Origin of the sequence: Campylobacter sp. RKI_CA19_01116 (genome assembly GCF_025771405.1) — a bacterium.
In the GTDB taxonomy this organism is placed as follows: Bacteria; Campylobacterota; Campylobacteria; order Campylobacterales; family Campylobacteraceae; genus Campylobacter_D.
The window spans coordinates 162,080-172,785 of record NZ_JAKMQF010000002.1 but is presented as its reverse complement, the minus strand read 5'-3'; the positions used below and the strand labels follow the sequence as shown (position 1 = coordinate 172,785).

10 protein-coding genes and 1 tRNA gene are annotated in these 10,706 nt (G+C 30.5%); 10 read left to right on the top strand and 1 reads right to left on the bottom strand.

Features of this window, described 5'->3' with window-relative positions; all coding sequences use genetic code 11:
* Nucleotide 1 precedes the first annotated feature (1 nt).
* The 10 genes from pglF (at nt 2) to L8U41_RS02280 (ending at nt 8,850) form a co-directional block, all read left to right on the top strand.
* Nucleotides 2-1,765, top strand: coding sequence for a UDP-N-acetylglucosamine 4,6-dehydratase (configuration-retaining) (pglF, locus tag L8U41_RS02325; RefSeq protein WP_214100189.1), 1,764 nt, complete (start codon nt 2-4; stop codon nt 1,763-1,765).
* 113 nt (nt 1,766-1,878) lie between these two features.
* A complete protein-coding gene (locus L8U41_RS02320; RefSeq protein ID WP_039619063.1) occupies nt 1,879-2,256 on the top strand; it encodes a chemotaxis response regulator CheY in 378 nt (125 codons plus the stop codon).
* A 12-nt stretch (nt 2,257-2,268) separates the two neighbouring features.
* Nucleotides 2,269-3,105: a 50S ribosomal protein L11 methyltransferase gene (locus tag L8U41_RS02315; RefSeq protein WP_263706830.1), complete on the top strand. Its 837-nt coding sequence runs from the start codon at nt 2,269-2,271 to the stop codon at nt 3,103-3,105.
* Nucleotides 3,105-5,027 carry an ATP-dependent zinc metalloprotease FtsH gene (gene ftsH / locus L8U41_RS02310; RefSeq protein ID WP_263727696.1) on the top strand — a complete coding sequence of 641 codons (1,923 nt, stop codon included), beginning with the start codon at nt 3,105-3,107 and terminating at the stop codon, nt 5,025-5,027. Before L8U41_RS02315 ends, ftsH begins: the two co-directional genes overlap by 1 nt.
* Entirely contained in the window at nt 5,027-5,644 is a 618-nt protein-coding gene (locus tag L8U41_RS02305) for a phosphatidylserine decarboxylase (RefSeq protein WP_263702245.1), read from the top strand. The genes ftsH and L8U41_RS02305 overlap by 1 nt, the downstream gene beginning before the upstream one ends.
* Nucleotides 5,641-6,351, top strand: coding sequence for a CDP-diacylglycerol--serine O-phosphatidyltransferase (pssA, locus tag L8U41_RS02300; protein WP_257399294.1), 711 nt, complete (start codon nt 5,641-5,643; stop codon nt 6,349-6,351). Before L8U41_RS02305 ends, pssA begins: the two co-directional genes overlap by 4 nt.
* Before the next feature lie 63 nt (nt 6,352-6,414).
* On the top strand, nt 6,415-6,969 hold the full coding sequence (locus tag L8U41_RS02295; RefSeq protein ID WP_263682382.1) for a PepSY-associated TM helix domain-containing protein: 555 nt from the start codon (nt 6,415-6,417) through the stop codon (nt 6,967-6,969).
* A 49-nt stretch (nt 6,970-7,018) separates the two neighbouring features.
* A tRNA-Ser gene (locus tag L8U41_RS02290) sits at nt 7,019-7,108 on the top strand.
* Between the two features lie 85 nt (nt 7,109-7,193).
* Nucleotides 7,194-8,663, top strand: coding sequence for a DNA methylase (locus tag L8U41_RS02285; protein ID WP_263727695.1), 1,470 nt, complete (start codon nt 7,194-7,196; stop codon nt 8,661-8,663).
* Complete coding sequence (locus L8U41_RS02280) at nt 8,656-8,850, top strand: hypothetical protein (RefSeq protein ID WP_263663422.1); 195 nt, start codon at nt 8,656-8,658, stop codon at nt 8,848-8,850. The genes L8U41_RS02285 and L8U41_RS02280 overlap by 8 nt, the downstream gene beginning before the upstream one ends.
* Before the next feature lie 19 nt (nt 8,851-8,869).
* On the opposite strand, the gene ciaB is transcribed toward L8U41_RS02280, so the two are convergent.
* Entirely contained in the window at nt 8,870-10,705 is a 1,836-nt protein-coding gene (gene ciaB / locus L8U41_RS02275; protein WP_263727694.1) for an invasion protein CiaB, read from the bottom strand.
* Between the last annotated feature and the right edge of the window lies 1 nt (nt 10,706).

Genomic DNA, 10,706 nt, shown 5'->3' with positions numbered 1-10,706 from the left:
GATGGATTATAAAAGCAAACGCCTAGGTTTTTTCCTAGGCGCTGATATTTTACTTTTTGTTATAAGTATTTATTTGTCTTTTTCTTTACGCTTTAGTGCAGACATTCCAAGTGAATTTTATGAAGGTATGTTTAAAAGTGCTGTGATTTTAATTTTGCTTAAAATCATTTTTCTAGCTTTTTTTAAAATTTATCAAGTTGCTTGGAGATTTTTCTCACTTAATGAAGCACGTAAATTAGTCATCGCTTTAGCTTTAGCTGAGCTTGTATTTTTAGCAATTTATTATTTTTATGATGATTTTTTTAACCCTTTTCCAAGAAGCGTTATAGGGATAGACTTTGTTTTATCCTGTATGTTAATTGGAAGTTTGCGTATAAGCAAAAGAATGATAGTTGATTTTAGAAAGCCAAAATACAATGAAGAACATCCTTGTATAGTAGTTGGTGCCACTTCAAAAGCTTTGCATTTATTAAAAGGAGCTAAAGAAGGAAGCTTAGGGCTTTTTCCTGTAGCTGTGGTAGATGAGCGTAAAAATTTAATAGGTACTTATTGTGATAAATTTATAGTTGAAGAAAAAGAAGCAATTAGAAAATATACCGCTGAAGGTATTCATACTGCTATCATTGCTTTAAAACTTGAGCAAGAAGAACTCAAAAAGCTTTTTGATGAGCTTATTGCTTATGGGATTAATGATATAAAGCTTTTTTCTTTTACACAAAATGAAGCAAGAGATATAAGCATCGAAGATTTATTAGCGCGTAAGCCAAAAGATTTAGATAATGCTTGCGTGATTGATTTTATCAAAGATAAGGTAGTTTTAGTTAGTGGGGCTGGTGGGACTATAGGAAGCGAGCTTTGTAAACAATGCATTAAATTTGGCGCAAAACACTTAATCATGCTTGATCATAGCGAGTATAATTTATATAAAATCAATGAAGAATTAAGCTTACATAAAGAAAAAATTGAACCTATTATGATGAGTATACTAGACAAAGAAGCGTTAGAAAAACTTTTACAAGAAAAAAATATAGATTTGATTTTACATGCAGCAGCTTATAAACACGTGCCTTTGTGTGAGCAAAATCCACATTCAGCTATTTTAAATAATATCATAGGTACTAAAAATTTAATCGATCTTGCAAAAACTTACAAGGTTGCTAAATTTGTTATGATAAGCACTGATAAAGCTGTAAGACCAACTAATATCATGGGTTGTACAAAAAGAATTTGTGAACTTTATGCGCTAAGTTCAAGTTGTGAAAATTTTGAAGTAGCTTGTGTGCGTTTTGGTAATGTTTTAGGCTCAAGTGGAAGTGTCATACCTAAATTTAAAGCTCAAATTGCAGCTAATGAACCACTTACTCTTACTCATCCTGATATAGTGCGATATTTTATGCTTGTGGATGAAGCTGTGCAACTTGTTTTACAAGCTGCGGCTATTGCCAAAGGTGGGGAGTTATTTGTACTTGATATGGGTGAGCCTGTTAAAATCATGGATTTAGCTAAAAAAATGCTTTTACTTTCTAATAAAAAGTTAGAAATCAAAATCACTGGACTTAGAAAAGGTGAAAAACTTTACGAAGAGCTTTTAATCCATGAAGATGATTTGAAAACTCAATATGAAAGTATATTTGTTACCACTAGTGAAATTAAAGATTTAAAAATTTTAAATCAAGAAATAGAAAGATTACTCCAAAGCACAGATCCTGCAAAAGTTTTAAAGGAAATTGTGCCTGAGTTTAATCATAACAAAAATGGAGAGTAATTAAATTCTAATTTTATTTTTAAATGGTATAATATAAACTTTTAATTGATTAATAAAAATAAAAACGATACAATTACACTTTTATGTAATTACATCAAGACAAAGGAAAAAAAGTGAAGTTATTAGTAGTTGATGATAGTTCTACCATGAGAAGAATAATCAAAAACACTCTTGTAAGATTAGGTCACAAAGATGTTTTAGAAGCTGAACATGGAGTTGAAGCTTGGGATTTGCTTTCACAAAATGATGATATTAAAATTTTAATTACTGACTGGAATATGCCTGAAATGAACGGCTTAGAACTAGTAAAAAAAGTAAGAGCAGAAGAAAAATATGCTGATATGCCTATTATCATGGTAACTACAGAAGGTGGTAAGGCAGAAGTTATCACAGCTTTAAAAGCAGGTGTAAATAACTATATTGTAAAACCTTTTACACCTCAAGTATTAAAAGAAAAACTTGAAGATGTTTTAGGAACAAACGAAGGCTGATTATAAGTTTTTATGCAAACACATTATTACGAACTTTTTTTTCAAACAGACAAGGAATATTTAGATTTATTCCTTGATCTTGTTTTTTCTCTAGATATAGATGCCATAGAAGAAAAGAATGATGGCGTTTATATACGATCAGAAGAAGATATAAAACTCATTCAAATAGCCTTGCAAAGCTTTCATCAAAAATTATGTGAAAAATTTAACACTAAGATTTATTTTCATTCTACTTTAGAAAAAAAAGAAAATAAAAACTGGATAGAAGAGTATAAAAAAGGCATACAAGCTTTAACCATTGACAATATCCACATTCATACCACTTGGCAAGAAGCTATACAAGATAAAATCAATATCATTATAGACCCTGCCCTAGCTTTTGGCTCAGGACATCATGAAAGCACTTACACTTGTATAGAATTTTTACAAAAATACACAGATGATTCTAAATTTTGCTTAGATGTAGGCTGTGGAAGTGGGATTTTAAGTATCATCATGGCAAAGCTTGGAGCTAAAGTTCAAGCTTGTGATACAGACGAGCTAGCCGTCGTTGCAAGCAAGGAAAATGCAAAATTAAATCAAGTTAGCTTTGATGATATTTGGGTAGGTTCTATTAATAAAAGCTTACATAAATATGATATAGTTGTGGCAAATATCATTGCTGATATTTTAATCATACTAGAAAAAGATCTTAAAGAAAAAACCAAAGAAGGTGGAATTTTAATCTTATCTGGTATTTTAAACAAATATGAAGAAAGAATTAAAGATAAATTCAAAGATTTGACTTTGTTAGAATGTAAACACAAAGGAGAGTGGTTGAGTTTAGCTTACAAAAAGGAAACAAAATAATGAATAAAAAACCAAACGAACCAAAAGATAATCCAAACAATAATAGCTTTTTTAATAAAAACCCTATTTTTATTTTCGCTATTTTTGCCATTGTGATGATTTTTTTATTTAAAGGATTTTCAGATGATGGTAGTATGGGTATTATGGGCGGAGAAAATACCAAAAAAGTTACTTATTCTGAATTAAAAACTTTAATCGAAAATAATCAAATTGCCCAAGTTAACATAGGTCAAACTACCATAAAAGCAGTATCTAAAGCAGGAAATATGGTATATATTACTAAAAAAGTTCCAAATGATGCTACTTTTGTGCCTTTGCTTGATTCAAAAGGCGTTTCTTATGGAGCTTTTAACGAGAGTAATTGGTTTATAGATATCTTACTTTCTTGGGTTTTACCGGTGTTTATTTTCTTTGGTATATGGATGTTTTTAGCTTCTCGTATGCAAAAAAATATGGGCGGATCTATACTTGGTATAGGAAGCTCTAAAAAGCTTGTAAATTCAGAAAAACCAAAAGTTAAATTCAATGATGTTGCAGGTGTTGAGGAAGCAAAAGAAGAAGTTAAAGAAATAGTTGATTTTCTAAAATATCCTGAAAGATATATCAATCTTGGAGCAAAAATTCCAAAAGGACTTTTGCTTGTAGGCCCTCCAGGTACAGGTAAAACTTTACTTGCAAAAGCAGTGGCAGGCGAAGCTGATGTACCATTTTTTAGCGTCTCAGGTTCATCTTTCATAGAAATGTTTGTGGGTGTTGGAGCTAGTAGGGTTAGAGATTTATTTGAAAATGCTAAAAAAGAAGCTCCAGCTATTGTATTTATAGATGAAATTGATGCTATAGGTAAATCACGTGCTGCAAGTGGCATGATGGGTGGAAACGATGAAAGAGAGCAGACTTTAAATCAACTTCTAGCAGAAATGGATGGCTTTGGTACTGAAAGCTCGCCAGTAATCGTACTAGCAGCGACAAACCGTCCTGAAGTCTTAGATGCAGCATTACTTAGACCGGGACGTTTTGATAGACAAGTTTTAGTAGATAAGCCTGATTTTAAAGGCAGATGTGATATTTTAAAAGTTCATATGAAAGATGTTAAAATTTCACCTGAAGTAAAAGTAGAAGATATCGCAAGATTAACAGCAGGTCTTGCGGGTGCTGATTTAGCAAATATCATTAACGAAGCAGCTTTACTTGCAGGTAGGGATTCTAAAAAACATGTAGAACAAAAAGACTTAGTTGAAGCAGTAGAAAGAGCTATAGCAGGACTTGAGAAAAAATCACGTAGAATTAATGATAAAGAGAAAAAAATCGTAACTTATCATGAATGTGGCCATGCTTTAATCGCTGAAACCACAAAAGGTGCTAAAAAAGTAAGTAAAGTTTCTGTTATACCGCGTGGTTTAGCAGCTTTAGGATATACGCTCAATACTCCTGAAGAAAATAAATTTTTAATGCAAAAACATGAGCTTTTGGCTGAAGTTGATGTACTTTTAGGTGGACGTGCAGCTGAAGAAATTTTCATTAAAGAAATTTCAACTGGTGCAAGCAATGACCTTGAACGTGCAACTGACATCATAAAAGCTATGATTTCTATGTATGGTATGAGTGAAATTGCAGGTTTAATGGTGCTTGAAAAACAAAGAAATACTTTCTTAAGTGGTGGACAAACTATCAAAGATTATTCTGATAAAATGGCTCAAGATTTAGATGAGTATGTGAAGAAAACCTTAGATGAACGCTATGCGGGTGTAAAAGAAATTTTAAAAACTTATAGCGGTGCTATAGAAGTAATGGTACAAGCACTTTATGAAGAAGAAACTATTGATGGTGCTAAAGTAAGAGAGATTATTAAAAACTATGAAGAAGAAAACAATCTTCCAACGCGCTTAGAAGAAAAAGAGCAAGAAGTTACTAAGGATAACTAATGAAAACAAATTTTATTGCAAAGGCTGGCTGGAATTTACTTATAATTCTAGCTATAGTTTTTGCAATAGCTCAATTTATATGGGGATTTTCTTGGCTTTTATGGTGTATTTTTATACTTTTTGCTTGCCTTTTTAGAGCTAGTAAAATCGATTATATAGCAGATCCAAATACTATCATAGCTCCCATAGAAGGAAAAATAAAATGCATTAAAACAAGCTCATATAAAGAGCTTGGCGAATGCATAGAAGTGCAAATTATAAACAATATCATCCATCAAGGCAGCATCATAGCTCCACTTAATATGGATATAGAAGAAACTAGACCAAGACACGGACTTTTTTTATGTCCATTTATGAAAAATACAAATTTAATGGGCGAAAGAATGCTATTTTTAGCACGCTCTAAAGGCAAACAATGGGCATTACGCATCATTTTTGGCGCCTTAAATAGAAAAGTTCATATTGATGATTTTGGTCATCATTTAAACCATGGACAAAATATAGGTTTTATGTTTGATGGCAGTGTGAGTTTATTGCTTCCAAAAGATACTAGAATTTGCGTAAATGAAAACGATAAAGTACGCATTGGTGCATTGATAGGGTATTTAAATCCATGAATTTTAAACTAATTTATATTTTACCTAATCTTTTTACAGCTGCTTCCATATTTTTAGGCATTATTTCAGTGATTGCTTCTATTAATCAAAATTTTGATAAAGCATTAATTTATATCATTTTATCATTAATTTGTGATGGCTTGGATGGACGCGTTGCAAGAGCTACTAATTCTACTTCTAAATTTGGAGTTGAGTTTGACTCACTAGCAGATTTAATAGCCTTTGGTGTTGCACCTGCTATGCTTTTTTATATGAGTATAGGTTATGAATATGATCGTTTTGGCTCCTTAATAGCTGGTTTATTTGTAGTTTTTGGCGCTATACGCTTAGCAAGATTTAATGTCACCACAGGCACTTATGAACCTTCAGTTTTTATAGGACTTCCTATACCAACAGCTGCAGTTGTAAGTGCTTTATGGGTAAGCGCTTATTTATATTATGATTTTTTACGTGATTTTTCTTTGATGATAGTATGTATTCAAATGCTTTTAGCTTTTTTAATGGTAAGCAATATAAGATATCCAAGTTTTAAAAAAATTGATTTAAAACGGGCAAATGTTTTAAAAGTATTAATCCTTTTAGTAATCTTATTTTCCATGCTTTATTTGTATTTTTTAGAAAGTGCGTTAATCGTCGCAAGCTTATATGTACTTTATGGAATCATTCGAAGCTTTTTTACTCTAGCTCGTAAATTTAAAAAAGATTAAAATTTTATTTTCACTTCACTTTTTAATAATATACTTTTCATTATTTTTCAAAAAGGAGTAAAAATGAATAAAAACAAATTATTCAGACAAATTCACATTTACATTAGCTTATTTTTCTTACCACTAGCATTTTTATATGCTGTTACTGGTTTTGCTTATATAGCTGGTTTTGATGGGGAAAGTGGAGCTAAAATTCAAACTCAAAAAGTTCAAGCTATTATCCAAGAAGGCGCTGAAGCTGAATTTTTAATTGATTTTTTAAAGAAAAATAACTTAAAACTTCCTTCATCTTTGGAACCAAAACTTAACAAAAAAGGCGATGGCATAGAGCTTGGCACTATAAACTATACTGCAAGTATTGTCAAAATAGATGAAAATAATTATGAAATTATCACAAAAGAAAGAAGTTTACTTGGAAATATGATTTTACTTCACAAAGATAAAGGTATGTGGTATTTTTCTGTTCTTGGGCTAGCTTTTGCACTTGCTATGATAATCCTTTATATTTCAGGACTTTTAATCACTATCATAGCTATACGCAAAGACAGAGGCAAACAAATCGCAGTTTTAGGTGCCGGTTTTGTTATAACTTTAATTATAGCTTATCTTAGTGTATAAATTTAAGGTATATCTTATAATCAATAAGATATACTTTCCCTTTTAATACGGACAGATGGGTGAGTGGCTGAAACCACACCCCTGCTAAGGGTGCAGATCTTAACGGGTCTCGAGGGTTCAAATCCCTCTCTGTCCGCCACCTTATAAAATTCATTTCCTTTCATCTATTTTAATAATTTTTACTGTTATAATTATAATAAATTTAAAGGCAAGCTTCACATACTATGCAAATTTATGCTTCTATTGATTTGAAATCTTTTTACGCTTCAGCTGAATGTGTTTTAAGAAATTTAGATCCTTTAACAACTAATCTCATTGTAGCAGATGAATCAAGAACAGACAAAACTATCATACTGGCAGTTTCACATGCACTAAAAACTTACAATATACCTGGTAGATTAAGACTTTTTGAGTTTAAACAAAAAATCCACTCAATCAACCAAGAAAGATTAAAACAAACTCAAAAACACTGCTTTAAAGCTAAAAGTTTTGATACATTAGAACTTAAAAATGATTTAAATTTAGAACTAGATTACATCATCGCCAAGCCCAGAATGGCTACTTATATAGAATTTAGCACAAAAATATACAGCATTTATTTGAAGTATTTTGATGCTAAAGATATTCATATATACTCTATTGATGAAGTTTTTATTGATCTTAGTTCTTATCTTGAAAAATACAAACTATCAGCTTATGAGTTACTTACTAAGGTTTTACTTGATATTTTACATACAAGTAAAATCACCGCAACAGCAGGTATAGGCACAAATTTATACTTAGCTAAAATTGCTATGGATATACTTGCTAAAAGACAACAAGTAGATGAAAATGGCTTGCTTATAGCCTTTTTAGATGAAAAATTATACAGATATAAATTATGGCAGCATAAACCTTTAAAAGATTTTTGGCGTATAGGTAAAGGCATTGCCTTAAAACTTGCGAATTTAAACATTCATACTATGGGAGATCTTGCAAGATTTTCTTTAAAACACGAAGCTTTGCTTTATAAACACTTTGGTGTTAATGCTGAATTATTAATCGATCATGCATGGGGCGTTGAAACTTGCACAATGAAAGATATTAAAAATTACAAATCACAAAATCACTCTAAAGTCATGGCTAAGGTTTTACCTTTTGCATATGATAATAATCAAACAATAAAAGTTTTAAAAGAACTTGTAGATCATTTAGTACTTGAACTTATACAAAATAACCTTAAAACAAACCATATTACGCTAGATATACAATATGATAAAAGCAATTTAGAAAATTCAAGCTTTTTGGGTTCTTACAAAGGAGCTATTGCTAAAGATAATTATGGAAGAACTATACCTAAAAATGCTCATGGAAGTATAAATCTAGAAAATTTTACCCATTCTTTAAAAATCATCAATAAAAAAGCCTTGGAACTTTTTTGCAAAATCAGCGATAAAAACTTAAGTATTAGAAAAATCAGCCTAAGTTTAAATAATATCACAGATAAAGCTCAAGAAAATTTCCAAGAATTAAATTTATTTAGTGATTTTAATGCAATTTCACAAGAGAAAAATCAACTTGAAAAAGAAGAAAAGCTCCAAAAAGCAAGACTTCAAATCATGCAAAAATTTGGTAAAAAAGCTATTTTAAAAGCTTCAAGCTTGGATGATGAGACTAAAGAAATTACTTCTTTAATAGGAGGTCATAATGCATGATGATTATAAAGATATAATAAATATAAAATATCAAAAATCAAAACATTTTCCACCAATGCCAAGAGAAAAAAGAGCGGCGCAATTTGCTCCATTTTCAGTGCTAAATGGTTTTAGCAAAGCGATTTTAAAAACACAAAAAGATATGGAAAAAGCATTAGAAAATAGCAAATATCAAGAAGAAAGCTAAGTTCTTCTTGATAAAAATTTTATTTTGCGTTAGAGTATTTTTCAAACTCTCCACTTTCATCGATTTCATTACCATAAAGTTTGTGTAATTCATAGTAGTATCTTACAAATTCCTTACACTCTTCATCAAGTGGTAAAAACACCTCATCTTCTAAAACACAAAACTCATCTAAATAATTTTTAGCATCTTCTTTTAACATATAATGTCTTGCTAATTTATAGTAATTTTGCATAAACACAGCCTTAAAACTCTCGTAAGCTTCTTCATCAAATTTAATGTTTAATTTCTCATTTGCAAAAGATAACACCCCTGATTTAAACAACAATGATAAATGAATCAAACCTTCAGTATAATAAGGCTTAACCTCCTCTACTCTTTGCCAAGCAATCAATCCTATAGCCCTTTTAATAAGCTCATAAAACACTGGAAGCTTTAAATCATCTTCTTCATGTAAAAAGAAATTCACAAGCCCGCCCGCAGTAGCTTTAAACTCTTCTATATTTTTAAATACACCACTTTCATTCATTTTCTTTTCGCTATCATTTGCCACAAAGAAAATATGTCCAAACTCATGACCTATGGTAGAAACTTCATAAATTCTTTTCCATAATTTTTCATTATAAAATAAAATTTCTCTCCCATAATCTAAAAATTCTTTTTCAAATACCATAGATGAAAGCTTCATAAAAGGCTTGGTTTTAGCATTTTCATAAACATAATTTAAAAAAGCAAAAATCTTTTTGCCTGCTATATTGCTTACATACTCATCGTTTGGCACTACTTGAGCAGAAAAAAGTCCCTTAAGCTCTGCCCCATAAAAGATCATAGGCATACAAATATAAAGCTGAGTTTTTTCAAGATTAAAATTCACTTCATCAAACAAAGCTTCATCTTCTTCATCTAAATTTGCATACACCATTGCAAAACTTTCTTTGATTTTATCTTTAAACTCACTCCCATTAAAATCACTCACATCTTCTAAGCGTATATCCCACTCAAGTGCTACTGCATGTGTGTAAGAGTCTTCATAGTATTCTAAAGGATGGCCAATTTGTAATGGACATTTTACTTCCATCCACGCAAGCTCTGCTTCTTGCCATTTTTTAACCACTTCATTATTATCTTTTTCACAAAATGCAAATTTTAATTTTTCTATATAGTCAATATAAGCATTTTTTTCATCATCTAACGCACAATTTCTTAGTTTTTCTAAAAGTTTATCAAACTCATATTCAAGCTTTAAAACCTCATTTTCAAAAGCCTTTGCATAAGGTAAAAATCTCCAAAGTGTTCCTATTTTAACTAAAGCTCCATAACTTCTTTCACAAATTTCGCCATCTTGAGTAAGCTGATAAAGCTCATTTTGTTTTAAAAACTCCAAAGCATCACTTAAATTTGGAAATTGTTCTTTTAAGATTTTATTATTTGTATCTAGAATTTGCTTGCTCCAAACAAGCTCAAAAGAATTCATAACTACACCTATATTATGCACACCTTGAACTAAAGCCAAATAAAACTCATCAAGTAAATTTTTACTCTTAATCTCATCGATTAAATCTTGATGTTCTACTTCATAAAAGGCTCTTACTAAAGAAAAAACTTTATATTTTATTTGAGAAATTTCTTCTTCATTTAAACCTTTTTTCTCAAGTTCTTGGACTAAATTTTCCTCTTTTAAATCCACCAAACGACGCAACATTGCCAAAACATTGCTTTTTTCATTTTCAAGATTAGCTAGTTCTAAGGCTCTATCTATCAAAGGATGACTTTGATTCGTTTGAAGTATATTATAAAGACTATTGATATTTTGTTTCCTATTTTTCACAATTTTTGCTATTTGCTTAAAATCATTCATT